Raw genomic sequence first — 15,791 nt, 5'->3', positions numbered from 1 at the left:
ATGCGCGGGCGGCGACTCCTCGACGCGGCCCTCGATCGCCTCGTCGCCGCGCGGAGTCGCATCCGGCGGATCGAGCGGCGGGAGTTCGGGGAGTTCCGCCGCTGGGTCCAGGACACGAGCAACCTGCTGCACCTCTCGATCGTCCTCTTCGTCCCCGTCGTCATCGGCTTCGTCACCTATCTCTCGAATCAGGTGCAGACGCTGTCGTTCCTGCTCTTCCCGCCGCTGGCCTCGGGGACCTACACGCTCGTTGCGGACCCGGAGGGGGAGTACGCGAACCCGGTCCGATTCGTCGCGAGTCTCAGCGCCGGCGCACTGTGCGGGCTCGTCGCATACACCGCGACCGTCTGGGCGTACGGGGGCGTCGACGCCGGCGTCGTCCACCCCGAGAGCGCCGCGCTCGCGGTCTTCCTCACCGGGCTGGTCACCTGGGCGGCCGACATCGAGGCGCCCTCGGCGTTCGCCACGGCGCTCCTGGCGCTGGTGACCGGCGACGTCGACCCGGAGACGTACCTCGTCAGCATCGTGCTGGCGTCCTCGCTCGTCGCCGGCGCGTTCGTCCTCTGGCGCGAGCAGTTCTACGAGCAGCGCGCGAAATACCTCTACGAGACGGTGCGGGGCGACGACCACGTTCTGGTACCGGTGCGGGGCGAGACCGGCGAGCGGACCGCCCTGTTCGGGGCCCGCCTCGCGGCCGCCCACGAAGCCGGGAAGGTCGTCCTCTGTGACGTCGTCGACGAAGCGACGGCCCAGGAGAGCGGACAGACCGATGCGACCGATGCCGAGGCGACCGCGACCGGCGCTCCCGAAACCGACGACGCGACGACCGCGGTCGAGGCTGCTGAGGGAGACGACGCGGCGACTGCCGCAAGCGGTATCGGAGGCGACGCGCTGGCCCCCTCGACGGCCGAACGGGTCGAGCGGCTCGAACGGATCGCCGGGACGGTCCGGACGCGGATCGGCGTCCCCTGCGAGGTCGTCGTGGTCGCCGGCGACCCCGTCTCGGCGACGCTGCAGGCGGCGCGAAACGCCAACTGCGACCTGATCGTGACGCCCTACGAGGCCGACCGCGGCGCGCTCTCGCCGTTCGTCCGCGGGGTATTCGACGGCGACCTCGACGCGGTGGCCTTTCGGTCGTCGGCAGCCCGGCGTCGCTGGCCGCGCGTGCTGGTCCTCGTGGCCCGACCCGGCGACACGGCCCACGCGATGATCGACTTCGCGACCCGACTCACCCACGGCCGCGGGGTGGTGAGCGCGACGACCTGCGTCGGCAGCGAGGTCGAGCGGCGCCGGGCGGAAACCCGGCTGAACCACCTCGTCGAGACGGTCGAGGGGAACGTCGAGACGCGGGTCGCGCGGTCGTCTGTCGACGACTTCATCGCCGCGAACGCCGAGCACTACGACCTGCTCGTGCTCGGATCCAGCGGGGAACGCTCGCCCGCGTCGCGCTTCGTCTCGCCGCCGATGTTCCAGCGGCTGCAGGGCCTCGACTGCGACGTCGCCGTGTTCGACCGCGGAGCGCCGTAGCGGAGTCGTTATGCCCTCGGTTCGTCCGTCGCGTCGTCGTTATGCCCTCGGTTCGTCCGTCGCGTCGTCGTTATGCCCTCGGTTCGTCCGTCGCGTCGTCGTTATTCCCTCGGTTCGTCCGTCGCGCCGTCGCTATCGACCTCTTCGACGATCTCGGCGGCGGCCTCGATGTCGCCGCCGCCGTCGTCGCCGAGCAGGTGTTCTTCGAGGGTTTCCGCCCCTTTCCGTCCCAGCGCGGACTCCGCGAGGAAGTGCGCGCCGAGCGTCGCGGGGCTGATGACCGTGTCCGCGCCGGCTCGTTTCAGTTTGTTGATGTTCTCTCGTTGAGTCGCGGCGGCGACGATGGTCACCCCGGGATTGAGCTGCCGGGCGGTCAGGATCGTCAGCGCGTCCTCCGCGTCGTTGTTGGTCGCGGCGACGACGGCCCGGGCGGCTCCGACCTTGCCGCGGTGCTGGGCCTCCTCGTCGCTCGGGTCGTCGGTGAGGACCGTGTACCCGCGCTCCGAGAGCCGCCTGGCGCGCTCCTCGTCGTCGGTCACGACCAGCACGTCCGCCTGCGTCGAGAGTTCTTCGAGAATCGGTTCCGTCAGGTCCCCGAATCCGAGCACGAGGACGTGGTTGTCGAGTACGTCGAGTTGTTCTTCTGTCATACGTCCGAGTGCCTTCGAAAACCGCGCTTCGATGAGCGGCGTGAACACGACCCCGAGCACGACGGCGAACGAGGAGACGGTCACGAGAAGCACCGACAGCGCGAACAGTTTGCCGACCGCCGTGTTCGGGGTGATGTCGCCGTAGCCGACCGTACTCCCCGTCACGAGCGAGAAGTAGAACGCGTCGAGGATCGTGTCGACGTCTCTGAACTCCTCTCGCAGCGCGAACGCGCCCGCGGTCCCGTACGCCTGCGCGCCCCCCAGGGCCGCCAGCGACGCGATCTGACTGGTCGTCAGCGACAGCTCCCGGTCGAACGCGCGGACGTTCACCCCGACGATCACAAGAGCCAGCACCGAGAGCGCGACGAGGGGAAGCGACAGCTGCGAGGACTGCAGCACTCCCTGTGCGGCGGTGATCGGAAACAGGAGGACGGTCGCGTACCACGCCGCGCGCAGGCGTCGCTGGAGGCCGAACGCGCTCAAGAGCAGGACGAACCCCGTGAGCGTTCCGGTGAACGCCGTCGCCTGCCGGACGACACCCGGAACGAGGACGCCCAGGAGGTGGAAGTCCGCACCGCCGCCGACGCCGATGTTGGCGATGCCGGTGACCACCGACAGCAGGCCGACCAGAAGCGTCAGCGCGACGGACGCTCGCGCCCCGACCCAGTCCCGTGAGAGCGCCATACCCTCCCCTCCCGCGTCATCGACTTAAGAATCTCGCACTGGGAGAGCGCCCGGGCGCTCCGGATCGGTCGTCCCCGACAACGACCCGCCGCGTCAGCGCCAGGCGTATAGGTCGACGACGGCCGAGAGGTCGACCGAGAGCCACGTCTCCATTCGCTCCATTCCGGTCGCCCCCGTCGGGTGGACGGTGCCGCGGTCCGCGCCGTCGTCGCGTTCGGCGATCGACAGCCGGAGTTCGGGACCGATCCGACGAGACTCTGACTCCGAGGTCGCCGGAGGGTCCGTCGGCCGGGTCGGCGACCGTCTCGATCGGCGGGCGTCGTCATCGTCGGGAGCGCGGGGTGAACTGCTCATCGCTCGGTTACGTGATTCGTCGTCGGATACAAAGTCGCTGCTAAGAGCGGGGTATATCTCTCCGTGCGTCGGATAGCCGAACTGATCGATATATAGCGCTCCGGGACGATCCGATCGATCCGTCCGACACGTGGTGGGACGGGCCTTCGGAGGACTGCGACGGTGACGGATCGGCGGACGCCCCACGAGACAGACGCGATCGCGACGCCGAGGGAGAGCGTCACCCGTCCGCGTCCGTGGTGACCGCGGAGCCGGTCGTGTCACCACTCTCTGCCTCGGCGGTCCGATCCCCTTCGAACCGGCCGCTTTGCACGGCGCGTCGGAGCCCGATGGAAGCGATCGACGCCGCGCTCTCGGCCGTTCGCCGAACGGCCGAGAGAACGCGACTGGTCCGGTAGTTCCCGTCCGACGAATTGAACACCCGCCGCTCGACTTCGTCGAGGGTCTCACAGACGGCGTCGCACGTCTGTAGCACGGACCAGATCTCGTCGGGATCGGGGTCGAAGACCGATTCAGTGGCGGTCTCGGCGACGTCGCGCGCGTCGATCGCGGCGGCCTCGATCTCGGCGGCGACCTCGTCGTCGTACAGGTCGCAGAGCGACTCGTCGAGTTCGAGAGCGACGGCCGCCATCCTATCCGCACACGACGCGATGCGGGCCAGTTCGTCCGCCACCTCGAACAGACTGAAGAGCTCCACCCGGTTCTCTCCGAGTTTGTCGACCGCGTCCAGACGCGAGAGGCTCCTGACAAGATACCGCTTGACTAACATCGCCAGTCGATCACTACGGGCGTCGTCCGGGGGAGCCGCCTGCGTGCGGTCGGCATCGAGCAGCGCCCCCGTCGCTTCGCGATGCCGCGACAGCGCGACGAACTGGAGGTGGCGAACCGACTGCCGAACCGACACCTGCTCGGAGTCGATGACGTTTCCGGCGGTGATCAGCGTCTCCGATTCCTCACCGATCGCTATCCCCGAGAGCGTCCGGACGGTGGATCGAAGCGCCGTCCGCTGACGGTCATTGAACCCCTCCTCCGAGGAGAAGCGGATTCGGAGCACCCCGAGGACGTACGCGGTCCGGAGCAGGTGAGTCAGCTGTTCGGGTGATTCGTCGTCGATCGCGAGATCGATGTTCGCCGTTTGATCGGCGGCGGGCTGGATCGTCAGTGTGCCGTCGAGAGACGTGTGAACGTGCACGACGTCGCCCGCGGAGAGCCCGGTCTCCCGGGCCCAATCGCGCGGGATCGAAACCGTGAACGTACCCTTGCTGACCTGTTGTATCTTGCGTGTCTCCATCCGTTGGCTCCGCTCTCTCCCGCTAGTGTTTCGGTGGACTCCGACGTCGGACCCCGAAAGGGGCCCCGTCGAACCCCGATCAGCCGAACTTCCCGTTGATGTAGTCCTCGACGCGCTGACTCCGCGGACTCTCGAAGATCTGGTCGGTGTCACCGTACTCGACCAGCTTCCCGCCGGTCAGGAAGACCGCCGTCTGATCGGAGATTCGCTCGGCCTGTTGCATATTGTGGGTGACGATGACGACCGTGTACTCTCTGGAGAGCTCGTGGATGAGCTCCTCGATCTTCGAGGTGGCAATCGGGTCAAGCGCGGAGGCGGGTTCGTCCATCAGCAGGACCTCGGGATCCGTCGCCAGCGCCCTCGCGATGCAGAGCCGCTGTTGCTGGCCGCCCGAGAGGCCGAGCGCGTTGTCGTCGAGACGTTCGTTGACTTCATCCCAGAGCGCTGCCTGCTTGAGTGAACGCTTGACGAGCCGCTCCTCAGCCTCTTCGTCGCTTCGACCGGACAGCCGTGCGAGCAGGCTCGTGTCGATGTCGCCGTGTTTCCGCGGGCCGTAGGAGATGTTCTCCCGGATCGACTTCGGGAACGGGTTCGGGGACTGAAACACCATCCCGACACGCTTGCGGAGTTCGACGAGGTCGACGCCGTCTTGATAGATTTCCTCGCCGTCGAGCTGGACCGATCCGTCGACACGAGCCGACTTGATGCGGTCGTTCATCCGATTGAGACACCGGAGATACGTCGACTTCCCGCACCCGGACGGACCGATGAGAGCCGTCACGCTCTTTTCGGGGATCTCCATCGAAACGTCCTTGAGGGCGTGATCGTCGCCGTAGTGAACGTCGAGCGTCTCGACCGCGAGCTTCGTCTCGCCGTCGAAGCGGTAGTCGATCCACTCCTCGTGTAGCTGTTCCTCCGATTCGCCGCTCGTCGTCTGGAGCGGCTGGGCCGAGCCCGCGTCTGTCTTCGTCTGGGTCTGCTCTGTTGGTTCGATTTCACTCATAGCTTAGTTTCCTCCGGAAGTAGTACCGCGTCGCGATTCCCACCGCGTAGAACGATAGCACCACGACGAGCAGGATCAGCGCCGTCGCCCACCGGAATTCCTCCGGGTTCGCGACGTTTTCACCGAGCCCGACTCCCGCGGTGATGAGCGCGAATAGCTGGTACGGGAGCGCCGACGTCGCCTGGAGCAGTTCGGGGTTCGTCACGAACGGCGGCGAGGCGATGAACTCGAAGCCACCGATCACGTCGGCGGTCTGGCTCCCGGGGACGAAGGTCCCGCCCGCCATCGTCAGCAGGATGGGTGCCGTCTCGCCCGCGATCCGCCCGACGCCGAGGATCACTCCGGTCACCACGCCGGGAAGCGCCGCCGGCAACACGACGCTCTGGATCGTCTGCCACTTCGAGACGCCGAGGGCCGCGCTTGCGTCGCGGTACTCGTCCGGGACCGAGATCATCGCTTCGCGACTCGTGATGAGGACCAGGGGCAAGAGCATAAAGCCGAGCGTCAGCATCCCCGCGAGCAGCGACTTGCTGTTGCCGAACCGGGGAATCAGGAACGCGAAGCCGAAGAGGCCGAAGACGATGCTCGGGGTGCTCCAGAGGCCGTTGGTCGCGATCTCGACGACCTGCGTGAACGGCCCCTGTTCGGCGTACTCCGTCAGGAAGATCGCTGCCCCGATGCCCAGTGGCACCGCGAACAGGACCGCGCCGACGACCAGCCAGATCGTCCCGACGATGGCGGGCAGGACGCCCTGGAAGTCGTTCATCAACGCGACCCCGTTCATCACGAACGGCACGGAGAACGGCAACGAGAGCGTGAAGCCGAACCCGCCCACTCCGACCGTCGTCCCCGGACCGACACCCCAACCGAACTCGGCGCCGGTGAGGAGTCCCGGGATGCCCCGCACGACCGTGAACGCGACGAGGACGAACAGGAAGGCCACGATCGAGAGCGCGTTCAGGTAGACGAGCACGTACGCTCCCACGTGCCGGCCGCGAGCGCCGAATCCCCCGTACGCCTTCGCCGCCGCCCAGCCCGCGTACATCGCGTTCAGGAGCGTCAGAACCGGGATGACGAACTCGGCGGTCAGCGACGCGGTCTGCTCCCACCCGAGATCCCACACCCACTCGGGGCCCAGGACGCTCGTCAGGAACACGAGGCCGGTGACGATCGACAGTGCGCCGATCGGGACGGTCGAGCCGACGTCCTCGCGCGGGAATGCCGTCGCCGCGAAGGCGGTACCGCCGATCAGGACGCCGACGGCGAGGCCGGCGACGGCACCGAGTCCGAGCGTCTCCGAGGCGAATCCACCGCCGATAAGGAACCAGGGGATCCCGGCGGCGACGGCCGCGATCAGGCCGGCGCTGTGGTCCGCGTTCGTCTCGACGTATCCGAGCCGGGAGCTCACGCCGAAGGACGCGACGGTCCCCCCGAGGAGCACGAGGAGCCCGCCGAGCAGCGTCACCGTCGGTACGCCGGAGATCGAGCCGGTGATCGACAGCTGTTCCGCCAGCGAGGCGACCGACAGGACGAACAGGATCGTCGAGAGGCCGATCGCCGCCGCGGCCGCGAGGTCGGTCCCGGAGGTCTCTTGATTGGCGAGCGTCGATCGCGTCGCGCCGGCCATCAGACGTCACCTCCGAACTGCCGCCTCATTCGCCACTCGATGTACTGCGACCCGATCGAGATGAACAGGACGGTGACGAAGAGGATGACCCCGGCGATGAACAGCGCGTCCATCTGGAGCCCGTCCGCGTCGCCGTAGTTGCGGGCGATGATCGACGTGAGGGTCTCCTGCCCGTAGAAGACGTTGTACAGCGGATCGGTGAGCCGCGGGACTCCCTTCAGCATCACCGTCGCGGCCATCGTCTCGCCGATGGCGCGCCCCACTCCGAGGAGGACTGCGGCGGAGACGCCCGAGAACGCCGCCGGGAGCGTGATCGACGTCATCGTCTGCCAGTCGGTCGTCCCGACCGCGAGCGAGCCGCTCTTGATCGACTCCGGCACGCTCGACAGCGCGTCCTCGGCGACGGAGACGACCGTCGGCAGCGCCATCAGACCGACGACGATTCCGACGAAGAGGTACGTCCCCTGACCGTTGAGCCGGAACTGGTCGGAGGCCCAGGGGCTCAGAATGGTGAACCCGATGAACCCGTAGACGATCGACGGGATGCCAGCGAGGATCTCGACGCCCGGTTTGACTACCTCTCGGACGGGTGCGGGGGCGATCTCCGAGAGGAAGAGCGCGGCGGAGACGCCCAGGGGGGCGGCCACCGCCGTCGCGATGAGGGTCACCATCACCGTCCCGTGTATCATCGGGACCATCGAGAACCGCACGGGGTCGCTGACGGCGTCCCAGCGCGTCTCGACGAACAGCCGGAGCCCCGGCACGGTCACGCCGAACACGGTCGCGCTTTCGTAGCGGACGATCGGGATCGACTCCAGGAAGATGAACACGATGATGAGCCCCAAGATCAAGAGCGTCGAGACTGTCGTCGTTAGCGTCAGGACGCGCGCCGTCACCTCCTGGTGGCGGAACCAGCCGTAGACGGTGGCGACGACGAACGTCGCGAGGGGAACGACGGTCAGCGCCGAGACGAGCAGGAAGCCGACGAGCGCGGCGACGAGCGAGAGCGCGACGACCGTCACGACCGCCAGGGCCTCGGATTCCGTCTCGTCGACGAAGTCGCGTGCCCGTCGGCCCTGCCGCCGAGCGACCTCCCGGAGCCTCGATCGTCCGCGTTTGATGAGTGTTGTAATGAATGACATTTGGTATCAAATATGGCCGACCGCGTGCCGCGTCGCGAACCGCGGTCCCGCTACCGAGCCCTCCGGCTCAGTAGTCGATCCAATCGCTCAGCTTCTCGCGCTCGGCCTCGATGTCCGCGGTCGGGAGAGGGATGTAGTTGACGTCCTCGACGAACAGCCTCTGCCCGAACTCCGTTAGGAACATATTCATAAACGCGGCCTCGCGCTGGTCCGTTCCGCTCGGCGTGTCCTCCGTGATCTTCGTGTACATATGGAGGTCGCGATTGAGCGGGTACTCGCTGTCGAAGATGGTGTTCTCCGCGTCGCGGTCGGGCTCGTAGACGGTCCCCTCGAAGTCGATCGCGATCGGCTGGACCTGATCGCCCGTGAACGCGAGCGCCATATATGCGATGGCACCGTCGTTCTGCGAGACGAGCTGGGCGACCTGCTGGTTCTGCCCCTGTCGGGTGTCGACGTCCATCGACGCGTCGGCGTCGCCGAGCATATTGAGCCGGAACGCAGTGTCCGTTCCCGAGCCCTCCGCGCGGCCGATCACGTACAGCTCCTGGTCGTAGTCGATGCCGTCGAGATCGCTCCAGTTGTCGACCTCGCCCTGGAAGATGGCTCGGACCTGTTCACCGGTGAGCTGGTCGATCCCGGCGTCGGCGACGTCGCTACTGACGACGATCGGCTGTCCGTCGCGGCCGACGACGTGGTCGACGACCTCCTCGTCCCGGCGCTCCTCGCTCCAGTCGAGTTCGGCCGTGATCGGCCCCGAGGAGTTGCCGATGTCGACGAGTCCGTCGACGACAGCTTCACAGCCGGTGCCCGAGTGCGAGAGGCCGACCGTCGTCGGGAACGGCGGTTCCGAACGCTGTTCGGTCGGCTCGAACCCGGCCTGGCTCGCGAAGTAGTCGGCGATCATCATATCCGGCTCGCCGAGTGCACTCCAACCAGGCACGGTGCTCTCGTCGTTGGATCCCCAGTATTCGCCATCGCTCGGCGGCGCGTTGGAGTTCCAGTACGAACTGCCCTTGTTCGAGATCGGGTAGACCGTCGACGAACCCTCCGCGTTGAGGAGGGAGGTATCGACGCCGCTTCCGTCCCCGCCCGAGGAGCCAGACTGGGACTGCGTCGGCGTGCTCTCGCCGCCCTCGCCGTCCCCACCGGACGCCGACTCCGTGTTCGATCCGCCCTGTGAGCCACCGCAACCGGCGAGCCCAGCGACTCCCACCGTCCCCGAGGCAACGAGGAATTCCCGACGTGATACGCGGTCTCCGAGGCGCTCTGATTCGCGCGTCATCAACTGCATCCATCCGTGATCTGTTAAAAGCGGTTTATAATAGGTGTCTACGGTGGTACCGTCCGATAGGGACGTCTCGTATCCGGACGTACCAGAATGATCGAACGCGAGCGCTCTATAGGTCTATAGACGCCTAATAGCAGGACGCAAACCGTCCCGGCGATAGCAGCCGAACGATGAGTTCGAACCGATGGGACGGCGACCGAGCGGTCGTGGGACTGTCGACCGAGGAGGCGGTGGAGGCGATCGCCGCCGCGGACCCGACCCGCGACCCCGACGAGGTGCGGTCGCTCCTCGATCACGTCACGACGGACGATCGGGTAACGCGGGATGGCATCGATTCGACCGTCTCGGACGTCGCGAAGCGCCTGGCGACGGCGGAGACCCGCGTCGAACTCGCCGGATCGGCGCTCGACGACGCGACGGCGGCCGCCGACGGGGTGCGGGATCTCGACGTCGTCGCGTCGCGCTTAGAAGGGTATCGGGCGACGCTCGACGCGGCAACAGCGCAGGTGGAACGGCTCGGCTTGGAACTCCAAGAGATCTCGACTCCCGCGGACGACCCCGACGCGGTCTACGAGTCGGTCGTCGAACTCCGGCGGATCGCCACCGAAATCCAGGAGCCACAGCGGCGGGCCGACGAACTGCAACTGGATCTCGAAGACTTCGAGCGGTGGCTCGACTCATACGAGCGCAGACGCCGCGCGTTCGAGGAGGACGTCGACGCCGTGGCCGACTCGCTCGAAGCGGCCCGGGATGACCACGAGGACGCCGAATCTTGGCTCGATGCGTCGTTGCGGGTCGGGCTGATCCCGGTGTTGATACGGGATCTGCGGTCCGAACTCGCCGACCTTCGCGAGATGGCCGACCGGGACGGCGTCGCGGGCGAACACTGGGACGAGGAGCTCCGGAGCCGGTTGAACGAACTCGAATCGCGAGCCGAATCGGTACGGGACGCGCTCGACGACGCCGGGGACCCGGCGTGGACGGAGGCGTACGGCGACCGGATCGACGCGTTCGCGCGTTCCCTCGACGGGGTCGAACCGCACGTGAACTGGGGGGCAGTCCAATCCGAGCTCGAACGGGCCCGTGCGCTCGACGAACCGTACCCCTGATCGGTCCACCGGATGCTCGGACACCGGCGGGTTCCCCCGGTCGGTTCCGGTACGACCGAACGGTCTCGTCTCACGCACCGTCGACGCAGCGCGACCCGAAGAGTGTCGGTGGCGCGGGAGCACGGAAGGCCTTTGCGGCCCATCCCCGACAGTGTGAGCGACAACTGTAAACCGGTTCCCCGAGAGTAGCCGTCGATGGCATCTCTCCCCGTCGAAATCCTCTACGGCCTCTACCTCGGCGTACTGACCGGGCTCGTGCCGGCGCTCATCGCCTGGCTGCTCGGCTTCGGATTCAAGTACTTCACCGGAATCACGATTCCCGGGCTCGGCGTCGTCGGCCTCGGCGTGATGATCGCCGGACTCAACGGCGGGCTCCTCGCGCTCGCGGACCCGTCGCTGACGGGATCGGCGAATCAGCTCCGTCTCACGGTCGCCCTGCTCGTCGTCCTGATGGGAACGCTGTACGCGCACGGCCAGGGCGACAAGATGGGCGCGTCGCTCCCGCGCCGGATGACGCTCCGCGAACTCACGAAGCGGACGCTCTCGGCGGACGTCGTCGAACTGGTCGGCGGTCGCGGCCAGGCCCGGATCACCGTCGTCGGCGACGTGGGCGACCTCGAGGGCTACCCGCCGCTCCCGGCGGCGCTGCGAGAGGCGATCCGCGCGGAGACGTGGACGTTCCCGGCGGACCTCCCGCTCGTGGAACTGGAATCCCGCGTCGCGGCCGCGCTCCGGACCGAGTACGACCTCGTGGAGGTGTCGGTGACGCTCGACGAGCGCGCCCGCGCGACGGTTTCCGCGGCACCGCCGACGAGCGGGCTCTCGAAACACCTCAAACCGGGCGAGCGGGCGGTGTCCGTGGACGCGTTGGTTCCGACGGGAACCGCACGGGGCGACGAGGTGACGGTCCTCGCCGACGGCGAGCGGTTCGACGCGCGGTTCCTGGGAGTCCTCGAAGAGGCGGGCTCGGACGCCGGGGGCGTCGCCCCGGCGGGAAGTTCACCGGCCGCCGAGACCGACGGCGGCGACGAGACGGCCGACCCACCGACCGCAGCGGGAGAGTCGACGGTTCCGACGGCGACCGGCGGCCCGGCGCGGGTCACGCTCGCGGCCGGGCGACAACCGGCGACGGACCTGCTCGCGGCCGACGACGTCCGCCTGGTCGTCGAGTCTCGGGGGAGCCGGCGGGAGTTCGAGCTGGTCGGACTGCTCCGACGCACCGGCAAGCGGTTCCGTCGGTTCACGGTCGGCGTGGGGAGCGAGTTGGTTGCGACCACGATCGGGGAGGCGGGCGTCCGGGAGGTCCACGGCGTGATCGTCCTCGCGATCAGGCACGACGGATCGTGGTCGATCGCGCCTCGCGGGTCGCACGCCATCGCGTCCGGCGACGACCTCCTCGTCGTCGGGAGCAAGGCGGACCTGGACGCGTTCGGGGAGGTGACGGCGTGAGCCTCCCCCTGGCGGCCGGCGTCTCGTTCCAGATCGGAGCGGGGATCCCGGACGATCCGACGCTGATGGGTGCGCTGACCCGGGTGGTCGGTCTGGCCGTTCTCGCGGCGATCCTCGCGGCGCTCGGGGCGATTCTCTATCGGTGGTACACGCGCGATGAGATCCCGGCCTGGCTGGCGACGCTCTTCGGCGCGTCCGGCGTCGCGGTGTACCTCAACGCCGTCGGGCTCTTCCAGCGGGCCGTCGGCTCGGACCCCGCCGACGTGTTCGATCCGACGGTCGTCCTCGTCAACGCGGCGACGCTCGCCGCCGCCATCGCCGTCTCGCCCGCCGGACGAGCGGTCGGGGACCGACTCGCGACCAGCGTGTTCGCGCTCGTCGGCACGCGCGAACTCGACACCGAGGTGAGTCGACTGGTCAGCAACGTCGGTCGGATCCGCGCGATCGAACTTCCGGAGGAGGCCGACGACGTGGCGGACATCGAGGGGTACGAGCCCGTGCCGGGGGCGACGAAGGAGGAACTGGCGGGGAAGACGCTCCTCGTGCCCCGGAACCTCCGCGGCGAGGCGCTCCGCGACCGCGTCGTCGCGCGTATCAAGGAGGACTACGGCGTCGGCTACGTCGACCTCGAACTCGACGACGACGGCACGGTGACGAAACTCGGACTCGGTCGGCGGGTCGCGGGCCTCGGAACGACGCTCGCGCCCGGGTTCGCCGCCGTCGCGGTCCGGGCGGATCCGGGAGCGGGAGCGTCCGCCGGCGACGCAGTACAGTTGTGGCGGCGGGTCGACGCGAGCAACGGGGGCGGCGCGAACGAAGACGGAGACAGCGGCAGAAAGCCCGCCAGACGCGTGGCGAGCGGCGAACTGCGGGCTTCGACCGACGACGTCGCCACGGTGATCCTCGACGAGACCGATGCGGCGGCGCTCGCGCCCGACGAGTCCTACCGGCTGCTTACGCTGCCGACTGATCCCGGCGCTGAGCGCGAGTTCACCGCTCTACTGCGTGCGGCCGACGAGACGATGGTCGTCGTCGCCGTCGAGGCCGACAGCGCTCTCGACGGCGCGACGCTGAGCGACGTCGCCGCGACGGTGGTCGCCGTACGGCCGCCGGGAAGCCCGATCGAGGCGATTCCGGCGCGGAGCAGGGTACTCACCGCCGGCGACGAACTCTACGTGGTCGCCCGTCCCGAACGGCTCCGCGAGGTCGCCGTACTCGCGGCGGCCCCGGCCGCGGACGGCGGCGGAGCGCGTCCCGACGGCGACGATCCGACGGCGTAACGCTCAACTCGTCCGGGACGCGAGTGGAGGTATGCAGATCACCTGGCGGCTGTTCGCCGATCTCGCCGAGGTCGCGGGCGGACGAGAACACGCGGTCTCCGTCGACGGCGACGGCACGATCGACGACGCGATCGCCGCGCTCGTAGCGGAGTGTGACGGGCTCGACGATCGGATTCTCGACGGCGACTCCCTCGCCGACGACGTGAATCTGATGCGGAACGGCACGCCGGCCTCGCCGGCGGATTCGATCGAGGACGGCGACGAGCTCGCGATGTTTCCGCCGGTGACCGGCGGGTCCCGAGCCACCGTCTGACCGGCGACGAACGGCTTCTGCCGTCTGACCGGCGGCGGAGAGCTATCGACTACGACAGCCACTCGTCGGGCTTGGTGTCGTAGTCGATGTCGTCGGCGGCGATCCGCTCTTTCAGCCCGGGATCGAGCTCGAACTCGTCGAATCCCTCGCCGTCGTACCGGATCCGAACCCCGACTTCGACCGGCTCCGGTTCGCGGTTGCGTCGTCGCGCGATCTCGACGTCGTGATCGTCGTACTCCTTGCGGATCGTCATCAGGTTGACCGGTCGACCCCAGAGTTCGTGCACGCGTTCGAGGACGTCGCGCGCCTCGTCGAGGTCGAGCATAATCCCGTTGTATCGGTGTCCGAGGAGCAGTTCCCCGCGGTTCTCGAAGTTGTCGTCGAAGACGGCGATCGTCGGCTTGCCGAAGTTGGTGAACTGCAGGAGCAGCTTCTTCTTCACGTCGTCGGGGTCCGTGGAGGCGACGCGGAAGTCGCCCGTCGAGCGGGTGTACTCGTAGGTGAAGTAGTCGTTCGACTCGACGAACTCCGGAGAGAGGAACGCGTCGAGGAACGTCACGTCGTTGTGACTCTCGCGGACCTCTCGCATCCGGTCCCAGCCGACCGTCTTCCCGACGTCGGCGACGGCCTCCTCGACGCTCCCGTACTTCGCGTCGTCGAACATATATCTGGATATCTCCTCCAGTTCCAAGCGTCTGACACGCCGGAGAAAGCCACGGTTCTGTGGTTTCACGAGCGAGAAGTGGCGCTCGGCCAGCCCCTCGTAGGTGAGAACTTTCCAGGGGTAGCGGCCGACGTCGACGGCCACGGGGTCCGACAGCGCCCGGTCGAGCGTCTCCCAGTCCACGCGGGGGTCGTCCTCGGAGAGTGCTGCGAGGTTCTCGAGGGTATCCGGGCGAATCGCGTCGATCGCCGCCGGCGGTTCGAGCAGCGACTGAACCCGATCGAAGTCGACGACGTCGTGGAAGTTCCGCCAGGTGACCCCCTCGACGCGGAGGAGTTTCTCCGCGACTTCCCGTCTGTTGGCCGTGTTCTCGACGTACTCCCAGAGTTCTTTCCCGAGTTTGTAGGGATTGAGTCCGGGCGACCCCAGGACGCGGGCCTGGTGGTCGGCGTAGGTGAGAAACTCGTCGGTGCCGGCGAAGCGCTCCTCGCCCATCATCAGCGACTCCCAGTAGGCCGCCCAGCCCTCGTTCATCGTCTTCGTCATCTTCTGCGGGGCGAAGTAGTACGCCTCCCGGCGGAGGAGTTCGAGGACCTCCGTCTGCCAGGGCTCCATCTCGACGGCCTCCCCCGACTCCTCGTCGTAGACGGTCCCGTGTTCGAGGAGGAACCCGAGGACGTCCGTTCGCGGCCGGTCGAGGTCCGCCGCGGCGGCCTCCGCTTCCGCGAGTTCGTCGAGCCACTCGTCGTCGAAGACGGCCCCGCTGACCGTCGGGGAGAAGTCCATCTCGTCGAGGCGCTCGCGGAGGTCCTCCGGCTGACTCCGCTCGCCGTCGCGGTCGGCCGCCAGCGGCCGGTGCTGATCGATCGTGTCCTCGAGGCAGGTCACGGCGTCGACGAAGCGCTCGACGTCCTCGCGGTCGATCTCCGGGTCGCTCACGTAGCGCTGGATGGTCTCGGCGTGGCGTTCGAGCATCGCGGCGGCGTCGAGGTCGCCGTCTCCGGAGAACCGGCTGAACCACTCGTTGTTGCGGAAGAAGTCCGCGTGCGCCTCGACGTGGGTGATGACGGCCTTCTGGTCCGCCAGGGTGTTCGATTCCTGGAGGAACGCGTGGCTCGGATCGTCGTTGTTGACGATCTCGAACGCCTTGCCCATCCCGAACTGGTCCTGCTTGCGCTGGCGGTCGTAGGTCATTCCCCACCGCCAGTGCGGGTAGCGGGCCTGGAAGCCGCCGTAGGCGATGAGCTGGTTCATCTCGTCGTGGTCGACCACCCAGTAGTTCACCGGGTAGGGGTCGAGTCCGAGTTTCCGGGCGAGCGCGGCGGCCTCTCGAACCGGCTCTTCGAGCCGATCGGCCTCCTGTCGCGCCACCCGTCTGAAGCGTCGCGGTCTGGTTGTCATTGTCTGGTG

The 15,791-nt window shown here is 68.0% G+C and carries 13 protein-coding genes; 5 read left to right on the top strand and 8 right to left on the bottom strand.

The genetic code is table 11. The features are described 5' to 3' along the window. Complete coding sequence (locus NO876_RS15125) at positions 1–1,527, top strand: universal stress protein (RefSeq protein WP_256422502.1); 1,527 nt, start codon at positions 1–3, stop codon at positions 1,525–1,527. A gap of 101 nt (positions 1,528–1,628) precedes the next feature. Here the strand turns inward: NO876_RS15125 and NO876_RS15120 are convergent, their stop codons facing one another. From NO876_RS15120 to NO876_RS15090, 7 genes are all read right to left on the bottom strand, one after another. Next, positions 1,629–2,861, bottom strand: coding sequence for an NAD-binding protein (locus NO876_RS15120; protein WP_256422501.1), 1,233 nt, complete (start codon positions 2,859–2,861; stop codon positions 1,629–1,631). A gap of 93 nt (positions 2,862–2,954) precedes the next feature. After that, a complete protein-coding gene (locus NO876_RS15115) occupies positions 2,955–3,215 on the bottom strand; it encodes a DUF7511 domain-containing protein (RefSeq protein WP_256422500.1) in 261 nt (86 codons plus the stop codon). A 220-nt stretch (positions 3,216–3,435) separates the two neighbouring features. Next, a complete protein-coding gene (locus NO876_RS15110) occupies positions 3,436–4,506 on the bottom strand; it encodes an AbrB/MazE/SpoVT family DNA-binding domain-containing protein (RefSeq protein WP_256422499.1) in 1,071 nt (356 codons plus the stop codon). Between the two features lie 79 nt (positions 4,507–4,585). Further along, a complete protein-coding gene (gene pstB, locus NO876_RS15105; RefSeq protein WP_256422498.1) occupies positions 4,586–5,509 on the bottom strand; it encodes a phosphate ABC transporter ATP-binding protein PstB in 924 nt (307 codons plus the stop codon). After that, on the bottom strand, positions 5,502–7,136 hold the full coding sequence (gene pstA, locus NO876_RS15100) for a phosphate ABC transporter permease PstA (protein ID WP_256422497.1): 1,635 nt from the start codon (positions 7,134–7,136) through the stop codon (positions 5,502–5,504). The genes pstB and pstA overlap by 8 nt, the downstream gene beginning before the upstream one ends. Next, the gene (pstC, locus tag NO876_RS15095; RefSeq protein ID WP_256422496.1) at positions 7,136–8,278 is read right to left on the bottom strand and encodes a phosphate ABC transporter permease subunit PstC; all 1,143 of its coding nucleotides are present in this window, start codon (positions 8,276–8,278) and stop codon (positions 7,136–7,138) included. Before pstC ends, pstA begins: the two co-directional genes overlap by 1 nt. 67 nt (positions 8,279–8,345) lie before the next feature. Beyond that, the gene (locus NO876_RS15090) at positions 8,346–9,560 is read right to left on the bottom strand and encodes a PstS family phosphate ABC transporter substrate-binding protein (RefSeq protein ID WP_256422495.1); all 1,215 of its coding nucleotides are present in this window, start codon (positions 9,558–9,560) and stop codon (positions 8,346–8,348) included. Positions 9,561–9,736: 176 nt separating this feature from the next. Here NO876_RS15090 and NO876_RS15085 point away from each other — a divergent pair, with 176 nt between their 5' ends. The 4 genes from NO876_RS15085 (at position 9,737) to NO876_RS15070 (ending at position 13,717) form a co-directional block, all read left to right on the top strand. After that, positions 9,737–10,675 carry a halo transducer protein gene (locus NO876_RS15085; RefSeq protein ID WP_256422494.1) on the top strand — a complete coding sequence of 313 codons (939 nt, stop codon included), beginning with the start codon at positions 9,737–9,739 and terminating at the stop codon, positions 10,673–10,675. 195 nt (positions 10,676–10,870) lie between these two features. Continuing rightward, positions 10,871–12,124, top strand: a complete 1,254-nt coding sequence (locus NO876_RS15080) for a potassium channel family protein (RefSeq protein ID WP_256422493.1) — start codon at positions 10,871–10,873, stop codon at positions 12,122–12,124. Next, the gene (locus NO876_RS15075) at positions 12,121–13,404 is read left to right on the top strand and encodes a TrkA C-terminal domain-containing protein (protein WP_256422492.1); all 1,284 of its coding nucleotides are present in this window, start codon (positions 12,121–12,123) and stop codon (positions 13,402–13,404) included. The genes NO876_RS15080 and NO876_RS15075 overlap by 4 nt, the downstream gene beginning before the upstream one ends. 37 nt (positions 13,405–13,441) lie before the next feature. Next, complete coding sequence (locus tag NO876_RS15070; RefSeq protein ID WP_256422612.1) at positions 13,442–13,717, top strand: ubiquitin-like small modifier protein 1; 276 nt, start codon at positions 13,442–13,444, stop codon at positions 13,715–13,717. Positions 13,718–13,766: 49 nt separating this feature from the next. Here NO876_RS15070 and NO876_RS15065 read toward each other — a convergent pair whose 3' ends face one another. Further along, entirely contained in the window at positions 13,767–15,782 is a 2,016-nt protein-coding gene (locus NO876_RS15065) for a SpoVR family protein (RefSeq protein ID WP_256422491.1), read from the bottom strand. Positions 15,783–15,791 lie beyond the last annotated feature (9 nt).

The organism is Halobellus rarus, from assembly GCF_024494595.1.
Classification (GTDB): domain Archaea; phylum Halobacteriota; class Halobacteria; order Halobacteriales; family Haloferacaceae; genus Haloquadratum; species Haloquadratum rarum.
Note: the sequence above shows the minus strand (reverse complement) of the source record. Positions and strands in the feature narration are given on the sequence as shown.

What these genes read in the sequence shown, in the direction of transcription:
- NO876_RS15125 (WP_256422502.1), top strand. Translation starts at nt 1, where the DNA reads ATGCGCGGGCGGCGACTCCTCGACGCGGCCCTCGATCGCCTCGTCGCC.
- NO876_RS15120 (WP_256422501.1), bottom strand. Translation starts at nt 2,861, where the DNA reads ATGGCGCTCTCACGGGACTGGGTCGGGGCGCGAGCGTCCGTCGCGCTG.
- NO876_RS15115 (WP_256422500.1), bottom strand. Translation starts at nt 3,215, where the DNA reads ATGAGCAGTTCACCCCGCGCTCCCGACGATGACGACGCCCGCCGATCG.
- NO876_RS15110 (WP_256422499.1), bottom strand. Translation starts at nt 4,506, where the DNA reads ATGGAGACACGCAAGATACAACAGGTCAGCAAGGGTACGTTCACGGTT.
- pstB (WP_256422498.1), bottom strand. Translation starts at nt 5,509, where the DNA reads ATGAGTGAAATCGAACCAACAGAGCAGACCCAGACGAAGACAGACGCG.
- pstA (WP_256422497.1), bottom strand. Translation starts at nt 7,136, where the DNA reads ATGGCCGGCGCGACGCGATCGACGCTCGCCAATCAAGAGACCTCCGGG.
- pstC (WP_256422496.1), bottom strand. Translation starts at nt 8,278, where the DNA reads ATGTCATTCATTACAACACTCATCAAACGCGGACGATCGAGGCTCCGG.
- NO876_RS15090 (WP_256422495.1), bottom strand. Translation starts at nt 9,560, where the DNA reads ATGACGCGCGAATCAGAGCGCCTCGGAGACCGCGTATCACGTCGGGAA.
- NO876_RS15085 (WP_256422494.1), top strand. Translation starts at nt 9,737, where the DNA reads ATGAGTTCGAACCGATGGGACGGCGACCGAGCGGTCGTGGGACTGTCG.
- NO876_RS15080 (WP_256422493.1), top strand. Translation starts at nt 10,871, where the DNA reads ATGGCATCTCTCCCCGTCGAAATCCTCTACGGCCTCTACCTCGGCGTA.
- NO876_RS15065 (WP_256422491.1), bottom strand. Translation starts at nt 15,782, where the DNA reads ATGACAACCAGACCGCGACGCTTCAGACGGGTGGCGCGACAGGAGGCC.